Origin of the sequence: Candidatus Marithrix sp. Canyon 246 (assembly GCF_001723685.1) — a bacterium.
In the GTDB taxonomy this organism is placed as follows: Bacteria; Pseudomonadota; Gammaproteobacteria; order Beggiatoales; family Beggiatoaceae; genus Marithrix.
The window spans coordinates 15,620-37,458 of the sequence record NZ_MCBX01000018.1 but is presented as its reverse complement, the minus strand read 5'-3'; the positions used below and the strand labels follow the sequence as shown (position 1 = coordinate 37,458).

At 34.7% G+C, this 21,839-nt stretch carries 15 protein-coding genes and 1 tRNA gene; 8 read left to right on the top strand and 8 right to left on the bottom strand.

What is annotated here, in order from left to right; all coding sequences use genetic code 11:
* The first annotated feature begins 15 nt into the window (after positions 1 to 15).
* The 7 genes from BHU68_RS10500 to BHU68_RS10470 all read left to right on the top strand — a co-directional run bounded on the left by BHU68_RS10500 (position 16) and on the right by BHU68_RS10470 (position 6,824).
* A tRNA-Arg gene (locus BHU68_RS10500) sits at positions 16 to 89 on the top strand.
* Between the two features lie 35 nt (positions 90 to 124).
* A complete protein-coding gene (locus BHU68_RS10495; RefSeq protein WP_069471142.1) occupies positions 125 to 490 on the top strand; it encodes a hypothetical protein in 366 nt (121 codons plus the stop codon).
* Positions 491 to 1,237 (top strand): sulfite exporter TauE/SafE family protein, encoded by a 747-nt coding sequence (locus BHU68_RS10490; protein ID WP_069471141.1) that lies wholly within the window; start codon positions 491 to 493, stop codon positions 1,235 to 1,237.
* A 63-nt stretch (positions 1,238 to 1,300) separates the two neighbouring features.
* Complete coding sequence (locus BHU68_RS10485) at positions 1,301 to 2,986, top strand: c-type cytochrome (RefSeq protein ID WP_069471140.1); 1,686 nt, start codon at positions 1,301 to 1,303, stop codon at positions 2,984 to 2,986.
* Positions 2,987 to 3,077: 91 nt separating this feature from the next.
* Positions 3,078 to 4,388, top strand: a complete 1,311-nt coding sequence (locus tag BHU68_RS10480) for a sulfite oxidase (protein ID WP_069471139.1) — start codon at positions 3,078 to 3,080, stop codon at positions 4,386 to 4,388.
* 5 nt (positions 4,389 to 4,393) lie between these two features.
* A complete protein-coding gene (locus BHU68_RS17705; protein WP_069471138.1) occupies positions 4,394 to 5,134 on the top strand; it encodes a hypothetical protein in 741 nt (246 codons plus the stop codon).
* Between the two features lie 43 nt (positions 5,135 to 5,177).
* Complete coding sequence (locus BHU68_RS10470; RefSeq protein WP_069471137.1) at positions 5,178 to 6,824, top strand: c-type cytochrome; 1,647 nt, start codon at positions 5,178 to 5,180, stop codon at positions 6,822 to 6,824.
* A gap of 60 nt (positions 6,825 to 6,884) precedes the next feature.
* On the opposite strand, the gene BHU68_RS10465 is transcribed toward BHU68_RS10470, so the two are convergent.
* Positions 6,885 to 8,702: a multiheme c-type cytochrome gene (locus BHU68_RS10465; RefSeq protein WP_069471136.1), complete on the bottom strand. Its 1,818-nt coding sequence runs from the start codon at positions 8,700 to 8,702 to the stop codon at positions 6,885 to 6,887.
* A gap of 123 nt (positions 8,703 to 8,825) precedes the next feature.
* Between BHU68_RS10465 and BHU68_RS10460 the strand changes: the two genes are divergently transcribed.
* Entirely contained in the window at positions 8,826 to 11,102 is a 2,277-nt protein-coding gene (locus BHU68_RS10460) for a hypothetical protein (protein ID WP_069472818.1), read from the top strand.
* A gap of 197 nt (positions 11,103 to 11,299) precedes the next feature.
* On the opposite strand, the gene BHU68_RS18160 is transcribed toward BHU68_RS10460, so the two are convergent.
* From BHU68_RS18160 to BHU68_RS10425, 7 genes are all read right to left on the bottom strand, one after another.
* A complete protein-coding gene (locus tag BHU68_RS18160) occupies positions 11,300 to 11,521 on the bottom strand; it encodes a hypothetical protein (protein ID WP_253182187.1) in 222 nt (73 codons plus the stop codon).
* 651 nt (positions 11,522 to 12,172) lie between these two features.
* Positions 12,173 to 13,594, bottom strand: coding sequence for a C13 family peptidase (locus BHU68_RS10450; RefSeq protein ID WP_069471133.1), 1,422 nt, complete (start codon positions 13,592 to 13,594; stop codon positions 12,173 to 12,175).
* A gap of 4 nt (positions 13,595 to 13,598) precedes the next feature.
* Complete coding sequence (locus BHU68_RS10445) at positions 13,599 to 15,185, bottom strand: AAA-like domain-containing protein (protein ID WP_069471132.1); 1,587 nt, start codon at positions 15,183 to 15,185, stop codon at positions 13,599 to 13,601.
* Positions 15,186 to 15,582: 397 nt separating this feature from the next.
* On the bottom strand, positions 15,583 to 15,867 hold the full coding sequence (locus BHU68_RS10440; protein WP_069471131.1) for a hypothetical protein: 285 nt from the start codon (positions 15,865 to 15,867) through the stop codon (positions 15,583 to 15,585).
* A complete protein-coding gene (locus tag BHU68_RS10435) occupies positions 15,855 to 16,754 on the bottom strand; it encodes a WD40 repeat domain-containing protein (protein ID WP_069471130.1) in 900 nt (299 codons plus the stop codon). The genes BHU68_RS10440 and BHU68_RS10435 overlap by 13 nt, the downstream gene beginning before the upstream one ends.
* A 55-nt stretch (positions 16,755 to 16,809) precedes the next feature.
* Positions 16,810 to 19,425 (bottom strand): PKD domain-containing protein, encoded by a 2,616-nt coding sequence (locus BHU68_RS10430; RefSeq protein ID WP_069471129.1) that lies wholly within the window; start codon positions 19,423 to 19,425, stop codon positions 16,810 to 16,812.
* Positions 19,426 to 19,486: 61 nt separating this feature from the next.
* Entirely contained in the window at positions 19,487 to 21,838 is a 2,352-nt protein-coding gene (locus tag BHU68_RS10425) for a C13 family peptidase (RefSeq protein ID WP_083234205.1), read from the bottom strand.
* Between the last annotated feature and the right edge of the window lies 1 nt (position 21,839).

The following is a 21,839-nucleotide window of genomic DNA, read 5'->3' as shown; positions in this document are numbered from 1 at the left end:
AGAATGAGTGAGTCTGCCTTGGTAGCTCAGTTGGATAGAGCGTCCCCCTCCTAAGGGGAAGGTCAGAGGTTCGAGTCCTCTTCAGGGCAATTACTTTTTTTGAATCCATTAGGAGGATTATTATATGAAACATTTAAAATCTATCATTCCAGCTATAGCATTTTTGATGTTAGCTATGACTAACGTTACTTATGCACATGAGTCTAGAGGATCAGTTGTTGACAACTCACCTTATTTGTTTTATGCCACTAAAGCTACTGGTCGTTTAAGTCAAAAGGGATGTTTAAATCGTGCTAAAAAAGCAATGAAAAGATCCAAAGTTCGTGTTATTAGTAGTGGACGTACTTTTGTAGTTGGAACTAATGGTGCATATAAAGGAACAATTATTTGTTCTAGTAGAAAAAAACAAGCTATAATTCTCGTAAGTGGTAGCAATCGCGCTAAAACAGCCGCTTTAAGAACTAAAATTAAGAAAAATTTTAGAAGATAGTTGGAACAAATATTCTTATTTGTTATTTCCTTCGTTGCAAATGCTTTTTCTGCATTTGCAGGCGGAGGAGCTGGATTAATTCAATTACCCCTCCTCATTTTTTTAGGCTTACCATTCGCTATAGCCTTATCCACACACAAAATTGCCAGCGTCGCTTTAGGAGTTGGTGCCACTATACGTTATTTACGAGACAGTAAATTAGAACGCCGCTTTGCTTTATATATTTTGATCACTGGTCTGCCGGGTGTCATTATTGGCGCAAATATAATTCTACTAGTTCCCAGCCGCACTGCTGAAATAGCTTTAGGTTTACTTACTATTAGTTTAGGTTTATATTCTTGGTTCAAATCACAGTTAGGTCAACAATATATGCCATTACATCGTAATACTTATGGTTGTATTATTGGTGGTTGTGTAATATTTAGTATTGGTATATTAAATGGTTCCTTAACTTCTGGTACTGGTTTATTTGTAACAATTTGGTTAATTCGCTGGTTTGGTTTAGATTATAAACGTGCGGTTGCTTATACCTTAGTTTTAGTAGGATTGTTTTGGAATGGAACTGGAGCAATTACCTTGGGATTGTTAGGGGATGTAAAATGGGATTGGTTGCCAGCATTATTACTTGGTTCATTATTAGGCGGGTATTTTGGAGCGCATTTGGCTATTACTAAAGGTAATCGCTGGATAAAGAGGATATTTGAAATTATTACTTTGTTGGTGGGGATAAAGTTAATTTTAGGCTAATTAATAGCAAAAATATATTAAATTATATATTATATTTTCTTTAAATAAAGTATAGGATTTTTAATGAAACATATAATATATATATTATTGTGTGGTTATTGGCTTAATTTAGCCGCTGATACTAATAAACCACCAATCTCTCTGAATTTTAAAGAAGTAAAAGCTGATTATTATATTCATAATAATCCATTATCGATTAAATTGCAAACTCATATAAATGACAAGTCATTGATTAATGAACCATTGGATTTATGGGTGAATATTCAAATGCCGATACCTAAAGCTAAAGTGGATTTATTTATTAATGCTGGTGGAATTAATGGAAATCTTGAACCATTCAAAAAAAATATTACAGTTAGTGATTTGACTGATGGAATTTTAGAAATGCCTGCTATTCCTGCTAGTATTCCGGCTGGTAAGTATGTTTTTTCTGCTTATTATAGCAAAGCTGGTAGTGCATTTGCGCCACAAACAGCGTCATTATCTAATTGGGCAATTGCGGAAATTAGAATTGGTTCTCATTTAAATGGCTTTGATACTGATCCTCGCATTCAAAATACTACCTGTATTGCACCAGCGCGTGCTGCTATTGCTAGTAAATTGTCTGAAACTGGCTGTGTTATCATTAATGAAGGAAAAATAAAACCAGCGGCAGGAGTTATACCTTATAATGTTAATTTAATGTTTTGGTCAGATAATGCTTCTAAGGAACGTTGGATGGCTTTACCTGCTGATAAAACCATTAGTATTAATAAGGAAGGGCGTTGGGTATTTCCAATTGGCAGTATTTTATTTAAGCATTTCTATTTACAAGATAAGATTTTTGAAACACGCTTACTAGTTCATCATGATGATGATCGGTGGGCTGGTTATAGCTATGAATGGGATGCAGATGGAAAAGACGCAACTTTACTTCAAGGCGAAAAACAGAAACAAATTAATGCTCAAACTTGGATTTATCCTAGTGGAGAACAGTGTTTAGAATGCCATACTAAAGTTGCTGGAGATGTTCTTGGTTTAGAAACTAGGCAAATGAATCGTTTACATCACTATTCAAGCACCGGTCATATTAGCCCACAAATTGATACTTTCATGAATCTAGGGCTGTTAACAATTGCAGAAAAGACATATGACCAAGTAAATTTTGCTCAACCAAAATATAATATGCCGCTAGAACAACGTGCTAGAGCTTATTTGCATACTAATTGTAGTTATTGCCATCGCCCGGGCGGACAAGGTGGAAATGATTTTCGTGTTACAGCTGACTTCTCAGAAATTTGTTATAAATCAAAACCTCCACAAATTCATGTACTGACTGCTGGTGATCCAGAACATTCTTTGATTTCACAAAGAATGCACAAAGGAGAAATGCCACCATTAGGTAGCACTGTTATTAATCAAGAAGGTATAAAACTGATTGATGAATGGATTAGGACTTTAACAGATTGTTCTATTCCTCCTACTCCATCTTGCCCACCACTTTCAGCAGTTGACTTTAAGCAGACTAAAAAGACTTATTTTAAATATTGTGATCGTTGTCATGGTGAATTGCGAGAAGGTGGAACTGGGAAACCCTTATTACCAGAAAATATTGTCAAATTAGGGATCGAAAAAACTAAACACGTGATTTTTAATGGTGTAACGGGTGGAATGCCAGCATGGGGGCAAAAGGGCACTTTAACTCCAGCAGAAATTGATCTTATGGCTTGTTATTTACAATATCCTGTAACATATCAAGATGAAGATTAAGGATTAACCTATATCTTGTGTAACAAAAAAATTTTCTTGCCATAGATAAAAAAATATGTATAATTATATTTTTTTTATGGAGAAAAACAAAATGAGTAAAAAAACACGAGGTATTCATAATCTCTACGCAGAAGATGCTGAAAAAGCTGATTGGCTCGTTTGGGGCCGAGAAGCTGATCCTATTAGTCGCCGAGGTTTTCTAACTAAAAGCAGTTTACTCGCAATGACTGCAATAGTTGGAGCCAGTATTCCTTTTGCTAAGTATATGCCCAGTGGACTGATTCCAGCAGCACTTGCCGAAAGCAACGATCCTTTTCAAATACCGGGTAAAGATGGTTTGATTATTCTTAATGATCGACCACTGAACGCGGAAACACCACCACATTTGTTGGATGATGACATCACACCCGCTAATCGCTTTTTTATTAGAAACAATGGTATTCCTCCAGAAAACATCGATATCAATAACTGGACCTTAGAAATCGCAGGCGAGTCTTGCGAAAAGCCTACCACATTTACTTTAGCCGAACTAAAGCAAAAATTTGAGAATCATACTTATCAATTGACACTAGAATGTGGTGGTAATGGCCGAAGTGAATTTAATCCGCCAGCTAGTGGTAATCAATGGTCAGTTGGAGCCATTGGTTGTGCTAATTGGACCGGTGTTAAACTGAAAGATGTTCTGAACTTTTGTGGTATTAAGAGCGATGCGGTTTACATAGGCTATTATGGAGCTGATACTCATACTAGTGGCGATCCAAATAAAGTACCTATTTCCAGAGGAGTACCAATATCCAAAGCTTTGGAAGATGAATCCTTGATTGCTTGGGCAATGAATGGCGAAGATCTTCCGTTTCAGAATGGTTATCCATTAAGAATGGTCGTCGGCGGATGGCCGGCTTCTGCTTCGGGTAAATGGCTCAAAAAGATTGTGATTAGAGACCAAGTCCACGATGGTGCCAAAATGACTGGTAAATCTTACCGTGTGCCTCGTAATCCAGTGGCTCCGGGTACGAGAGTGCCAGATGAGGATATGCGTATTATTGAGTCGATGCCAGTTAAATCCATTGTGACTTTTCCAAAATCAGGCATCATACATGAACAGGCTAAATCATTAGCAGTCAGAGGTCATGCGTGGGCTGGTGATTTAGAAGTGAGCGAAGTTTATGTTTCCAACGATTTTGGCGCAAGTTGGAAAAAGGCAGATTTAAAAACACCAGTGAATCGACTGGCTTGGCAACACTGGAATGCGACGCTTGAGTTTCCAAAAACTGGTTACTATGAAGTCTGGGCAAGAGCAGTAGATAGTCAAGGTCGTTCACAACCGATGGTGCTACCGGGTTGGAATCCTAAAGGTTATCTTAATAATGCTTGTCATCGCATTGCTGTACAAGTGGTGTAAATATCATGAAGATTTTTATAATAATTTCATTATTACTGGTGGCACCTGTTTCGGTTGCAGAAGTTGACGCTGAAACTGGGTTAATTATTGCCGATGGTTATAAAGTGGTGAAAAAGACTTGTACTCGTTGTCATTCGGCAAGCAATATTATCCAATATAGCGGCACAAGGCTTACTTGGTTAGGACTGATTCGTTGGATGCAAAACACTCAGGATTTGGAGGAGTTTGAAGCTGATAAAGAAAAGCAAATTTTGGACTATTTGGAAACCAATTATGGTCCCAAAGAAGCAGCTTATCGACGCGCACATATTCCCTCTTTTTTGATGCCACCCAATCCTTATAGAAGCTTGGCGACTATTAAATTTGTCGGTTTAAAGGATCATTATAAATTGGATGAGACGCTAACAGTGGATTTAGTGATAGCAGATTTTCCTGCTTATAGTAAGGGACGTTTTGACTTGTGGGCGGCTATTCATTTGCCCAATAAACCAGATGATGAATTTGTGTTTTTAAAAGGCACTGCTTCTGAACCATTGTTCAACTCACTGAAACCTCAATCTTTCCAAGTATCATTGGAAACAGTAAACAGTACTTATAGTGTTTTGAAAAACTTCACAATACCTTCTGTTGAGATAGGAAAATATGTATTCTATGCAATATTGGTTGAAAAAAGTGCCAACCCACTGACAGGAACCGATATTACTCGCTCCAATTTAGCTGTTCAAACCATAACTGTAGGAGATTAACTTAAAATTGGATTAGCAAACAGCTAATCCAACTGGGTTTTGAATGATGAAAAAGATATTTTATATTTTATTATGTAGTTATTGGTTAAATTTAGCCGCTGAGACTAATGAACCACCAATATCTTTGAATTTTAAAGAAGTAAAAGAGGATTATTATATTCATAATGATCGATTATCCATTAAATTAGAAACTCATATCAATGACAAATCACAGATTACAGAACCAGTAGATTTATGGGTGAATATTCAACTTCCTACTACGCCTAAAACCGATTTATTTATGACTGCTAATGGTTTTAGTCCAACTCCGGAACCATTTAAAAAAAATATTATACTTTCTAAGGATTCTATTGATACAATTTTAGAGTTTTCTAATATTCCAGCAATAGCTGCTGGTAACTATGTTTTTTCTGCTTATTATAAACAATCTAATAGGGCTATTGCTGAAATTAGACTTGGTGATCATCTACATGGCTTGGATACTGATCCTCGCACTCAAAATACCTCCTGTATTGCACCAGCGCGTTCTGCAATTGCTAGTAAATTGTCTGAAACTGGCTGTGTTACAATTGCCGATGGAAAACTTAAACCAGTAGTAGGAGTCATACCTTATAATGTTAATTTAATGTTTTGGTCAGATGGTGCATTTAAAGAACGTTGGATGGTTTTACCTGCTGATAAAACCATTACTATTAATAAAGAGGGGCGTTGGGTATTTCCAATTGGTAGTATTTTATTTAAGCATTTTTATTTACAAGATCAGATTTTTGAAACGCGCTTACTGGTTCATCATGATGAAAATGGATGGGCTGGTTATAGCTATGAATGGGATGCAGACGGAAAAGATGCAACTTTACTTGAAGACGAAAAACAGAAAAAAATTAATGATCAAACTTGGATTTATCCTAGTCGAGAACAGTGTTTAGAATGTCATACCAAAAATGCGGGGGATGTTCTAGGTTTAGAAACTATACAAATGAATCGTTTACATCACTATTCAAGCACCGGTCATATTAGCCCACAAATTGATACTTTGATTCATCTAGGTATAATTGATGGAAATAAATATGATCAAGTACATTTTCCTCAACCACAATATAATATGCCGCTAGAACAACGTGCTAGAGCTTATTTGCATACTAATTGTAGCTATTGCCATCGCCCGGGGGGAAAGGGACCACATGATTTTCGTGTGACAGCTGACTTATCAAATATATCTTATAAACAGTCAAATCCACAACAATATCATATAATTACAGTTGGTGATCCTGAACATTCCTTAATTTCGCTTAAAATGCAGAAAGGAGAAATGCCACCACTAGGTAGTACGGTTGTTAATAAAGAAGGGGTTGAATTGATTGATGAATGGATTAGCAGTTTAACAGATTATTCTACATCGCCTACTCCATCTTGTTCTCCACTTTCCGCTGTTGAATTTGAAAAAACTAAACAGATTTATTTTAATAAATGTGCTTATTGTCATGGAGATTCAAGAGAAGGGAAAATTGGTAAATCTTTGTTACCAAAAAATATAATAGAATTAGGGATAGAAAAAACTCAGTCTGCTATTTTTTATGGTAAAAAAGGTGCAATGCCTGCATGGGGAGAAACTGAGATTTTAAGTGAAGAACAAATTGATCTTATGACTTGTTATTTACAATATCCTGTGCCATATCCAGATGAAGAATAACAATTAAATTTCAAACAAGACCTGACAGGTTTCAAAAACCTGTCAGGTCTAAAACTCGCATTATTGTGTAATATTCACATCAATAACTTCTGGTGCTTTAACCAGTGTTCCATCTGCTAGGCGCGACCATATATGGAATTTGATATTTCCTGTCAGTTCCATTTTGCTACTCCAGATTTTGATGCTTTCAGTAGTTGGTACTGATACTGGATTGGCATCTCTTTGGAATGTTCCTAGTTCTTCAGGTTTTTTTTCATCCCATACAAATCCTTGTCCATTTGCTGTGACATTGTATTTAATGTTTGCTGTTTCTGCTATTACTACCATTTCTGCCGCTTTATCACCAGCAATAGTAGCACATATTTCAATTTTATCAGCTTCGCGCTGTTGCATTGTTTTTTTATGTTCTCCATCATTAACTGAGATTCCACCAGCAAATTTATAACCTTGAGCTTCTCCTAAACTAGGTAAGACTTTTTTATTATTGCAAGGTTCTGTCAGACTGATTGCATCAAAATACCATTCATAGCCCGGAATCGGTTTCATGTATTTCTGCAACAGACGATTAGCTTCTTTTTTACCTACAACATTTTTAAGTTCTGTAATAAAGTCAACATAAGTGTGCTTAATTAAAGTGTAAGCACCTTCCCACCAAACATAATTGGGTCCACTCATAGCTGAACCTTGACGGGTGCGACGACCATCACGATGCCAAATTTCCCACCAAATCCATTCAATTTTATCATCAAAAGGAACTTTAGTTATTTTGCCCATTTTAACCAAATCATCCATAATTGATTGTAATGGTTTAGCAAACTTATCATTATATAATCCAACAACATCTTTTAATTGTTTGTAATGTCCATCAATAAAATCGGTGGTATGACAAGAATAACAAACAGTCTTCATAGTACTACGGCGTTTTCTCCAATTAACAATGTCTTTAACAGTACTGCCTTTTACTGCATCACCTTTTTCAGGTTGAGTTTTACTATCATCTAAATCATATTGTGTACCGTTTTCTAAACGAACTAAATTAATATGATAAGACAAAGGGTCGCGTAAATTCCAAGATAAACGTTCACTAACATCATGTGTTTTTGTAACGCCGGGGGCTGCACTCATATGACAAGTAGCACAAGTAGGTGCGACACTATAATCAATACCAGCCACCCATTTATCTGACTCTAAATTCATTTCTCCAACTTTGGAATGATAGATAATACCGTGTTTAGATTCATTATAGATTTCTAAATGAGAATGATCTGGACCTATGTGACATTTACCACAAGTTTGTGGGCTACGAGCTTGAGCGCGAGAAAATGTGTGACGAGCATGACAGGCTGTACAAGAACCAACAGAACCATCAGGGTTTATACGACCTACACCGGTATTGGGCCAAGTTTCTTTAGTAGGTTTGCCTTCTTCGTCAATTTCAATTTTGGTACCATGACACTGTTCACAACCACCTCTAACAGCGGCTGCACCAGCCATATGTCCTAATTTATAATCTAAAGAGTGAGCTATATTAGCGGCACTGGCATGACGAGAACGTTGAAATTGTTCATTTTGGTCTTTATGACATTTAGCACAGTCTTTTGGACTGACAATTACAGAAATATAATGTCCTTCATGCAAAAAGGCATCTGAATCTGCTGTTTCAGCTTTGTGACAATCAAGGCAGTTTACTCCACGTTGACCGTGTTGACTTTTATTCCATTCTAAATAAAGCCCAGCATTTGTCATGCGGTGACAATTAACACATTCTTTACCTTCTTCTAAACCCCAAGAACTAGGATCGGCAGATATGACCAGTGCATTGGCAATACTAGCTTGCCATAACAGTAAACTACTTATTATAAGTTTTTTAACTTTCATTAATTAAATTGCTCCTAAATTGATTTGATTAAATTAAAGTATGATATTATCATGATCATGTATAAGTTTAAAGACTTTTACATAATACTAAATTATTAACTATGGGAACATAAATTATTTATTATGATACGTATAACATATATTATACTACTGTTAAGTTTCAGCTTATCAGTGTGGAGTGGCGAATTATTTGCTCCTAGAACAGTATTGAGTGGCGATAATTCTCAATTAATAGCAAAAGCCAGATTTGATCATCCAGAATCTGGTGATTTATATTTATTTACTAAGTTGGCTGGTAATATAGCTTATTTAACTCCACCACTAAATGTAAGTCCATCTCCAGTTCCATTTAAAGCAAATCAAACATTTCAAGGTGAATATACTTGGTTAGATTTTAATGCTTTAGAATTACCACCGGGTAAATATCCACTTTATCAAGTCGTAATGCCTCATGGTAAAAAGCCTAATATCAATGATAATTCCTTAGCATCAATGATTTTTCATGTAGGATTAGAAAAATATATAGCTTATGATTTTGATGGTGATGGATTTGCCGATGATGATAAAAATAAAGATGGTTTTCATGATGATGATCGTAATCGAGATGGTTTCCATGATGATGATAAAAACCAAGATGGTTATCATGATGATGATGCAAATCGAGATGGATTACATGATAATCCGCCGCTGATCAATACAAAATATAAAGTGTTGCCTTTTAACGACATTGGTATGCACTGTATGGATCCAGATTATTCTATTTTGTCTATTTTGCCACCATATAACGCCATTAATGCACAAGTTGTCAAAATCAAGGATGATGAGCCAGAATTATTAGATGCTAGTGAAGTTGAAGTACGTTATTCAGCAGTAGCAGATCGCAGTGGTTCGATCAATTCTACTAGCGTCAACAAAACTAATTTTTGGCAATATGCAGAAAAATTATTTGGTGCAGCATTGCAACCGGGAGAAGGTTTAACTGGTTTATATATGCCAGCAGATAAACCCGGGGCGAAAACATTCACTTATGATGATAAACATAAATGGTTTAGTGCTAATGGTGTGCCTATAACACCTATTGATGATAAGGGTGATAAAAATAGTTATCCAATGTTAAAAATTAGTGCCCATGATAAACAAACTGGTGTTGAATTAGCAAGTACTAATATTGTAGTACCAGTGAGTATGGAAGGTCATTGTGAAAATTGTCATCTTACTGGTAAAATAGCCGCTAATAATCCTAATATTACTTGGGAACCTGATAGTGATATTATTAAGCAATCGCTCACAAATATTTTAATATTACACGATCACAAACACAAAACTACTTTAAAAGATGAAACACCAGTGCTTTGTAGTCGTTGTCATTATTCACCGGCTGTAGATTTAAAACAACAGGGACCACAAGGAGAACAACAAGGTAAATCTACTTTATCTTATGCTTTACATAAGGGTCATGGAGAATGGCGTGATTCTCAAGGTAAGTCAATGTTTCCTGAAAAGGGCAAACCAGAAGATACTTGTTATCAATGTCATCCCGGCAAAGATACTCAATGTCAACGAGGAGTAATGAAAAACGCTAAGATAGAATGTGACAATTGTCATGGCGATATATTAGCGGTAGCTGGTGTAGATCCTTTACAAAAAAACGGTAGTATTGATTTTAAAAATGATGGTGGAATGCGCCGCCCTTGGAAAGATTTACCACGTTGTCAATCTTGTCATACTGGTGATGCTGTTCGACATTTAGAAGGCGAAGGTTTAGAAGTGTTTAATAAAGAATATACTGTCACTGTTATTGAATATGAAGAAGAAGTAGAGAAAAAGAAAAAAGTAGAGAAAAAGAAAAAATTTAATTTCCGTTTAAAACAAGCTTATAAAACTGGTGATCCTTCAGCTTCTCCTTTATTAGCAGAAAATACTCGTTTTGCTGAACAGAGAAAAAAATTATTTAAAGAAAGTAAGGATACACATGGTGAAGTTGCCTGTGAAGCCTGTCATGGTAGTACTCATGCTATTTGGTCAAATTCTGATTTTAATGCTAATGATAATTTAACTTCTTTACAATTACAGGGGCATGTAGGTACTATCATTGAGTGTGATACCTGTCATAAACCGGGTAGCTTGCCAATGACAACAGATGGTCCACATGAGATGCATAATGTTAATGATGATCGTTGGACAGATGTATTTACACCAAAACGACATAATTTCTTGTATTTAACTCGTCCAAGTCTTTGTAAAGCTTGTCATGGTAAAGAATTAGATGGTACGCCTTTATCTAGGAAAGTTACTGCAACTAAAACTTTTACATTCCCGACTAAAGCTGGTACGAAGTCAATTACCTTGAAGAAAGGGGAATTGGTTGGTTGTAGTCATTGTCATGAGAAACCGCGTTAGTTAAATTGGAATCAGACCTGACAGGTTTTAAAAACCTGTCAGGTCTTGCTACATGTAGGTCTAAAACCCGTGAGGACCAGACCTGACAGGTTTCCAAAACCTGTCAGGTCTTGCTACATGTAGGTATCAAACACGTGGAATCAGACCTGACAGGTTTCAAAAACCTGTCAGGTCTAACTACTTGTCAGGATTAAAATTTAGTCATCTTCAATTAAATGTTGAATTTCCAGTTCGTCTAATTTATCATGAGCTTCTACAAATAATCTTGGATTCTGAAACCAACTCATCACTTCTTGTCCATTTATCCTGCTCTTTTTCTGTTGGTAAATAGTTTGGTAAGATGAATAAGGATAAGTACGAAAATCGTCAGTAAAACCATGTTTCTGGGGATTACGGTGAATATAACTAACTAAATTCATTAGATAAGAATTTGAATTAACCAAGATACGTTTGAAGGGTCTTTCAAAAAGATTGCCGCTTCTCTGGTAAGTTTTGTTAATCGCTTTAGTATAAGCATTAAAGAAGTTTGAGAATTGCTTGGAATAATCAGGTGTACTTAGACCTGACAGGTCTGTATCCAGCCTTATCCTAACCAAAAAATGAAAATGATTTTTCATCAGACAATACGCATATGTATCAGCTATAGGATAGATGTAACGGATATATAGCTTAAAGAAGTATTCATAATTACGTTCTTCAAAAAACAAGTTTTCTCCATTATTACCCCGATTGTAGATGTGATAATATTGTCCACTGATTAAAGGTATTGGTTTTGACATATATTTGTTTCTAAAACTCGTTAGAACCAGACCTGACAGGTTTCCAAAACCTGTCAGGTCTTGCTACGTGTAAAGTCTAAAACCCATGAGGACCAGACCTGACAGGTTTCCAAAACCTGTCAGGTCTTGCTACGTGTAAGGTCTAAAACTCGTGAGGATCAGACCTGACAGGTTTCCAAAACCTGTCAGGTCTTGCTACGTGTAAGGTCTAAAACTCGTGAGGATCAGACCTGACAGGTTTCCAAAACCTGTCAGGTCTAACTAACTACGTGTCAGGTTTTTCGTCTTGATTTATTCTATCGCAAATTCACTACAAGTAACATCTATCCAATTAGTTTGATCTTCTAGCTTGAAAGTTTCATTTGGTGGAATTAATACTCCACAGGTACCATATCTACCCTTTTGTATATCTTCTGGTAAATGTGATTTTATGAAGTAAGTTTTTTGTCCATTTATTTTTAAATCTGATATATAAGCTTTGAAATTATTCACTTCTTCACTAAATTCATTTTGTGGATAAATTAGTATTTTTATATCATTTTCTGCATCTGTCATTCCTAGATATAAATCTACCATAATATCTTTGCCGCTTAGAGTTAAATTCCATTGCATATTGTTAGCGGCTCTATAAATACTTTTGTTTAATGATATATCCATCATAGTTTGTTTATTGTTTGGATTATTTACCTTTACTTCTCCGCTTACAATTTCTGACCATAAACCATTATTTCCTTGTGCTTGATATTGAATAGTCCAATTTCCTGCTTGCTTGAATTGGTCATAAACTATTTCATAGCGTTTTTGAGCAGGATTATAAATTAGTTCAATTTCTGTACGACTAAAATCAGTTTTTAATCCTTGATAGTCTTGAATACTGAAATTAGGTTTTATTAAGATTGCCTGTACTTTCTGAATGGTTTCTTGAGTCGGTGTTGCTTTTAGCCATAATGTAGCGGCTATTTTGTTTTCTATAGTTACACGAGGATGAACTTCTATTGTTGGCGGTAAAAAGTCATAAATACCTTGAGTGACTAAATAAACTGGTTTTTCTGGTTTATTATATAAAGCCGGTGCTTGGTTTTTAAAAAAATGAGTTTGAGTTTTAACTATTTGTTCAGCAAATCCAAATGCTTCACTGATACTATAACCTCGTTGCAATTCTCGTAATAATTGATCTCCAAAACTGGCATATTTGAGTTGCCATGTTAAACTTTTATCATCAGTACTGGTAATTATAATACGTTCTTTATTGTTAGCTAGCTCATCCACAAATGAACCTGAAAAACATGTATCAAGGATAATAACTTGTTGTACACCTTTTGGAATAGTGTCTAATAAATTACTTAATTCTGAAGCTGATAATTCATAATTGGGGTTGATTATGAAATGCTTTGAACGAGCATGACCATGTAAATAAAATATAAATTGTTGATCAGCTTGCAAATTTTCAGCGGCTTGTTTAAATGCAGCTTTAATATCAACTTCTTGTATATCAGATTTAAGATAAGAAATATCATTATCAGTTAAACGGCGTTGTTTAAGAATGCCATACATGCGTTGAGTATATTCCTTACTATAAGGATACAAACTGTTTGCAGAGTCTGCTCCACCAGCGGCTATAATAATAGCTTGACCAAATTTATTATTATCAGTAAAAGCAGCCGCTTGGCAGGTATAAAATAAAATCAGGATTATTTTTAATATTTTTTGCATTAGATTAATTCTTTAGTAAACTTCCAGTTTGCACAAATAAAGGATGTACCACAATTCCATTCTGATCAGTATAAGCCATTTCAAACCGTTGGCGATTATCATCATCAACAACTTCCACAAATAACACCAACCAAATTTCAGTAACTCCTAACTTTTTACCATATTTAGCGGTTTGTTTGAGGGCATTACGATAGCCCGGTTGATTGGCAAAACTTTTTAATTCTAAGCCAAACAATCGCCCGGAATAACGCATCAATAAATCAATAGCTCCATTACCAGTTGGGAATTCAGGCACTATTTGTACTTCATAACCATGAAAAAAACTAACCAAATAGAGATAAAGATGAAATTGAAATACAGCCTCAAACACACGTAGATCATTTTTACGACGTGGCGCATCTTTTAATACCATCTCTCGATTGGCTTGCAGATATTGCTCATATCGTTGTAATAAACGATGAATATCAATATTTTGACCAGTAATGGTATCTGACAAATCTTCAAATGGATCATACAATCCATCCATTCCTTGATACAATTCTCTGGCAAAATAATTGAACAATCGCTTTTGTATATATGGGCAAGGAAATTTGACATAATGTTCAGTCAAACTAACCTCATCTATAGAAACAACTCCATTCATATATAAAAAATTGATCATGGGATCATCATAAGTAAAATTTACTTTCTTTCTGGTTTGGAATAATTCCAATACATAAGGCTTATAAGCTTCTTGTTTCGCCTTACTGATGATATTTAAGATATTGTTATTGGGCAATAAATCTAGGGCTGTCGCATAAACACCCTTAAAAAGTGTCATCGTAATCGCTTGATCTGTCGCTTGATTATAAGTTTCTGTCAATAATTCCCCAAACCAACAAGTAAGCCCCGGTTGCCCTTTGAATTCATACCAGATTCGTTCTACAACTTCAGGCTCAATTTTTTGTTGCTGCTCTCGTTGATAGCAATCAAATAAATAAACTACTTCATCATGAGTAAGATTGGGAATATTCAAGCTACGCTGAACATTGAATGGTGAACCTTTGACATTTTCCACTCCTAAGACGGCACGCACTCCGATTAAAACTAGACCATGTAATAAATAATCTTTTTCCGCCGTGGATTTATTGGTTTGGCTACGGCGAGTATTATAAATATGACGCAACACTGCTACTAATCTAGCAATTACCAATGTATCAAGAGCATCAAATTCGTCTAGAATTAAGATCAAAGGCTTAGTGAGAGTTCCTCGTTTGAACAAACGATGAAAATCCTTTAACGAATTTATCGTTAGTTGTTCTAAATTCAACTTTTCCATTAATTCCTTAGCAAAGAGTTGAGCCACTATATTGGGATCGTTCTCTTCATAAAGAAATTGCAAGCTTAGATAAACTACATCAAATTGATCCTCTTTATCAATTCTTGAGACAACTTCTTGCATTAGCCAAGTTTTGCCAGTTTGACGTGGTGCCCATACTGTTATGTAATGTCCATCTTTTAATTGTTTGATAGCATTGGTAATTAATGCTTCTCTCGGTACGTAGTAATCGGTTTTGTTATTTGGTGAACCGTAAGATGAAAATCTTCGCATATTTTTTTGACTCCAAGTTGGTAAAGACTGTTTAATTATATCAGATTAAACCCAGTACAATCCAAAGCTAACCAATTACTCCCATCCATTTGAAATTCTTTTCCTGTTGCTAAGTAATCACCTAATGGGGAATCTTCTGGAATTGGAATATTAATAAAAATACTTTGTTGTCTTGCGAGTTGAATTTGTTTATTAAATTCAGTATTACTATTAATTGCTACAACATTACCATTAGGTAATTTTATACCTAAATAAAGTGTTTGATTTTCAGCATTAACACTAATATTCCAATTGATCTCTTCGCTGACTTTGTAATTAGGTTTATTTAAAACAATATCTATCTTAATATCTGTCAGATTATCACTAGTTTGTTCTATTTAGAATATTCCAAGTTCCTTTAGTCCAAAATTTTAGGATTGATTAAATATTGCTTTTCAGCTATGAAAAAATCATCATCTGATGATATTCCATCACTATTAGCATCTAACCAAGGGGTTTGCCGACTAAAACTCTTAGGGTTATCTTCTATGAATTTCTTAGCATATTTAAAAGCTCTACCTACCGTTTCACCTTTTTGTAACCCAGTTAAGAAGGCTTCTGCAAAACTATAATAAGTTACTTGCCATGTTAAACTCTTATCATCTGTGCTAGTAATTACGGTACGATTTTTTACACCTGCCAATTCAAAATTTGTTGTCGAACACCATCTGGTATTAAGTCTAATAATTCTCTAAATTTTGAAGCTTGTAATTTATAATCTTTTGTAATATTAAATTGATCTTGAGTTGCATGACCATGTATATAAAAGATAAATTCAGCTATTGGCGGTATTTTACAAATTTGCCATTGTTTCAATGTTTTATCTGAGCTGGCTGATATTAAAACCTTGCCATCTTTTGATACAGCAACTTTAAGAGTTTGATCTTCGCCACCTGATAGAGCATAATTACTATTAATAAGGAAATTTACATCTAATATCCTAGTCTTATCAGAATGAACTACATGTTCTCCAGTATGAATATTCCAGCGTCTGATTGTGTTATCCCATGAACTAGAAATAACAAATGAATCATTAGCAGAAAAAGCCGCTGATACAACTCTACCTGTATGCCCAGTAAAACTATGAGTTTCTTTCCCAGTTGCTACATGCCATAATTTTATTGTTCCATCCTTGCTAGCTGATAAGGCTTGGCTACTATCAGGAGAAAAACTAACATCAGTAACTTGATCAGTATGCCCAGTAAAAGTACGAAGTTCTTGCTTAGTATTTATATCCCATAAAATTATAGCTCCATCCAAATCACCAGAAATAGCTTGATTACCATCAGGTGAAAAACTAATTGAAGTGACTTCCTTATTATGACCATAACAAGTACGAAGCTCAGCTCCAGACTTAATATCCCAGACTTTTATTGTTTGATCCTTGCTGGCAGAAACTAGTAAATTATTTGAAATAGCAATTGAAGTGACACCATTTTGATGCCCGTTAAAGGTTTTTATTGAATCATCAGCGAAGGCTGAGTGATATGTTATGCAAATAATTGATATAAAAAATATTTGTATATTCATAATTTTCTTAAAATAAACCTGACAGGTTTTAAAAACCTGTCAGGTTTGGTTAAAACTACTGAACTTTAAACCCAGTACAATCCAAAGCTAACCAATTACTCCCATCCATTTTAATATCTTCTGCCGCTGGCACTAATACTCCGCAGAACATATAACCACTAACTGCTGCTGCTGCCTTTTTAGGAACAAGTGATTTGATGTAATAGGTTTTTGGTTGGTTGATTTTTAGTTTTCGTATATAAGGATTAATTTGATTGGCTTTACCAAATTTCTCATATGGATGAATCAATGTTTTAACACCTCCACCATTAGGCAATATCATACCTAAATACATTTTCGCTTGAATTGGATCTTTGCTATAAACATCAACAGTTAAATTTTGTTCACTAGCTGGTTTGTAGCTACTTTTATTTAGAAATAATTTTATAAATTTCTCTGGTACATTATTTATTTCTACTTCTGCCATTTTGACATCAGACCAAAAGCCATCCGTATCTTTTGCTTGGTATATAATATTCCAAACTCCGTTTATAAAAAATTTATCATAAACAATTTCATAACGATTTTGGGCAGCATTATAAATGAGTTCAATTTCTTCACGATCAAAATCAGTTTCCATACCATTATATTCGGCATTTACCAGATTTGGTCTTACTAATATTGCTCGCACTTTGCGTATTTTATCATGAGTTGGGCTAGTAACTTTGGTCCAAATAGTAGTTGATATTTGTTGATCTTTTAGAACTATGCGAGGATGAACTTCAAGCTCTGGTGGTGGGGCACCGTGAATACCACCTTTAACTAAAAATACTTTTTCAGCCAATCTGCCATCATCCACATATTGCCCATCGCTATTATCATCTAACCAAGGTGTTTGCCCGCTAAAATACTTGGTATTATTCAGTATAAATTGTTTAGCAAATGTAAAGGCTCCACCTAAGCTTTCTCCTTTTTGCAATTGAGTTAATAATTTATCAGCAAAACTCATTTCAGTTACTTGCCATGTTAAACTATTATCATCTGTACTAGTAATTACTATACGGTTTTCTACCCCTGCTAGTTCATTCAAAAATGAGCCAGAATAACAAGTATCAATAAAGATCAGTTGTTGCACACCAGCCGGTATTAAGTCTAATAACTCTTTCAATTTTGCAGCTGATAATTCATAATTTGGTGTAATATTAAAAGAGTCTTTACGTGAATGACCATGTATATAAAAGATCAATTGTTGTCCAGCTTTTAAATTTTTAGCCGCTTCTGTAAATGCTTTATTAATATCAGTTTCAGGATCAAATAGATTAAAATCTTGTAAATGATCTTCTTGAAATCCATCATCATCAAGATCAGGTGCTTGAGGATTCATATAGTAAACATCAGAATCGGTTAAACCGCGTTGTTTAACTAAGTTATACATACGTTGCACATAGTCATTACTATAAGGAAATAAAGTATTTCCACGTTGTGCCCCGCCAGCAGCAATAATTATTGCTTTGCCCAATTGATCTGGATTCAGATCCACTTGTTTTTGTAATTGAGAAGTCATACCATTACTATCAGTAACAGTTAAAGTAATAATATAATTACCGGTTGCTTGGAAAGTCAAACTAGTTGTAACTCCTGAACCTGTTTGACCATCTGATGTTGACCACTTATATTCAATAATATTACCATTAACAGCTTTGGATGCACTGGCATCTAATGTTACTGTCATTGATTTCTTAGAATAACTAAAGTCAGCTTTTGGTGGTATTTTACAAGCTTGCCATTGTTTCAATGTTTTATCTGAGCTGCCTGATAATAATATATTACTAGTTTTTGAGACAGCAACTGAAGTAATAGTCCCTTTATGCCCTTTTAAAGTACATAGGCTTTTTCCTGCATTCAAATCCCATAATTTCAGAGTTTGATCTTTGCCACCTGATAAAGCATAATTGCTATCAAGGAAAAAGCTAACATCTAATACCCAAGTTTGATCAGAATAAACTCTGTGTGTTCCAGTTTGAATATTCCAACGTCTGATTGTGTTATCCCATGAACTAGAAATTACAAATACACCATCAGATGAAAAAGCGGCTGATACCACCCATTTTGTATGCCCAGTAAAAGTACGAATTTCTTGCCCAGTTGCAACATCCCACAACTTTATAGTGGTATCCTTACTAGTTGATAATGCTTTGCTACTATCAGGCGAAAAACTAACATCACTGATTTGATCAGTATGTCCAATAAAAGTACGAATTTCTTGCTTGGTATTTGTATCCCATAGTTTGACCATGTTATTATCATGAGCTGATAATATATAAGCATTATTAGGCGACCAAGCAACTGATTTTACTTCACTTTCATTTGAAAAGTTATGAAGTACCTGACAAGTATTAATATCCCATAAAATTATAGTTCCATCCAAATCACCTGAAATAGCTTGATTACCATCAGGTGAAAAGCTAATTGAAGTGACATCATTATTATGTCCATAGCAAGTACGAAGCTCAGTTCCAGAATTAATATCCCAGACTTTTACTGTTTGATCCTTGCTGGCAGAAATAGCTAATTGACCACTATTTGAAATAGCAATTGATTTGACACCATTTTCGTGTCCGTTAAAAGTTTTTATTGAATCATCTGCGAAGGCAGAAAGGCATATTAGCCACAATATTATTGATAATCTCATAATTTTTCCTTGGTAAAAGACCTGACAGGTTTTTAAAACCTGTCAGGTCTATTAAAATTACTTATTCCACTTTAAAACTAGAACAATTAAAACCTTTCCAATTACTACCATCCAATTTGATTGGATCATTTGCATCAGTTAATACACCACAAGCCATATAGCCACCTAATGGTGAATTTTCTGCAAGTTGTGTGTGAATAAACAGGGTTTTTTGTTCTGTTAATAGGAGTTGTTGATAAGGCTTAATTTCTTGACTAAACTCACCCTCCGCATTAATAACGTTAATAACATTATTGGGTGATATAATCGCTAAATAAGCATCAAGTGTTTGATTTTTAGCATTAAGACTAACATTCAAATTGATGTCATCACTAAGTTTGTAGATGTTTTTATTTAAGGCAATATCTATCTTAGTATCAGTAATATTATCAGTAAGTTGTTGAACTTCACCAGTTTTAATCTCAGACCAAATACCATCTTTATCTAGTGCTTGATATTTAATATTCCAAATACCTTTAGTCCAAAATCTATCATAAAGGATTTCATAGCGATCTTGAGCGGCATTATAAATAAGTTCAATTTCTTCACGACCAAAATCAGTATTTAAACCTTGATATTCAGTATTGACAAAATTAGGTTTAATTAATACTGCTCGTACTTTAGCAATTCCATTCTCACTTTTAGAATTGACTTTTACCCAAATCGTTGCCGCTACATCATTTTCTAAACTAATAATAGGATGAACTTCAAGTTTTGCTGGTAGAGCAGAATGTATGCCGGGTTGGACTAAAAATACTTTTTCAGCCAATTGACCATCATTGAGATATTGTCCATCGCTATTATCATCTAACCACGGGCGTTGCCCTTGAAAAATAAGTGAATCAGCAAGTATCGTACTCTCTGCTTGTTGAAAGGATTTACCAAAACTCTCACCTTTTTCCAATCGTCTTAACAATTTATCAGCAAAGCTAGCATAAGATACCTGCCATGTTAAACTATTAGCATCTGTACTGGTAATAACAATACGATTTTCTACGCCTTTTAGTTCATCCATAAATGAACCTGAATAACAAGTATCCAAAATTATGACTTGTTGTATTCCTTTAGGTAAAGTATCTAATAAGCTATTTAATTCTAAAGCTGATAGTTCATAAGCTGGTGTGATGTTTATATTATCTTTACGCGCATGACCATGTACATATAATAAAAATTGTTGCCCAGCTTGTAAATTTTTAGCCGCTTGTGCAAAGGCATCTTTAATATCTGCTTCTGGATCAAATAAATTATAATCTTGCAAATCATAGTCTGGATGTCCATCATCATTAAGATCAGGGGCTTTAGGATTCATATAAAGAACATCAGAATCAGTTAAACCGCGCTTTTTGACTATATGATATAAACGTTCTGCATATTCATTACTATAAGGAAATAAAGTATTAGAACGTTGCGCTCCACCAGCGGCAATAATTATCGCTGCACCTAATGATTCTTTTGGAAGTTCGCACATTTGCCACTGTTTGATAGTTTTATCTGAGCTAGCAGAGAAAATGCTTGTATTATCTTTTGATACTGTCACTGAAGTAATTGTTCCGGTATGCCCTTGAAAATCGCATATAGTTTGCCCTGTTTCTAGGTTCCATACTTTCAGTATTTGATCCTTACCACCAGATATTGCAAAATTACTATCTTGTACAAAACTTACATCTGAAGCCCAAATCTTATCAGAAACAATTATCTGTTCTCCAGTTTGAATGTTCCAGCGTCTAATTGTATTATCGAATGAACTAGAAACAACAAATAAACCATCAGATGAAAAAGCCGCTGATACTACCCACTTTGTATGCCCAGAAAAAGTACGAATTTCTGTTCCAGTTTCTACATCCCATAATTTTATTGTTGTATCCTTACTAGCTGATAAAACCTTGCTACTGTCAGGAGAAAAACTAACATCACTAACCTGATCAGTATGCCCAGCAAAAGTACGAATTTCTTGCTTAGCATCCATATCCCATAATTTCACCATGCCATTATCATGAGCAGATAAAGCATAAAGTCCATTTGCAGACCAAGATACTGATTTTACTTCAGTTCCAGCGGTTGTAAACTTATGAATTATTTGACAATCACTAATATTCCATAAAATTATAATGCCATCTAAATCACCTGAAATAGCTTGATTACCATCAGGTGAAAAGCTGACTGAAGTGACATCATTATCATGTCCATAACAAGTACGAATTTCGGTTTCAGTATTAATATCCCAGATTTTTATAGTTTGATCTTTACTGGCAGAAAGTAACAAATTATTTGAAATTGCAATGGATCTAACACCATTTTCGTGTCCATTAAAATCTGCGAATGCAGACTGGCATATTAGCCAAAACATTGATATAAAGTATATTTTCTTTTTCATT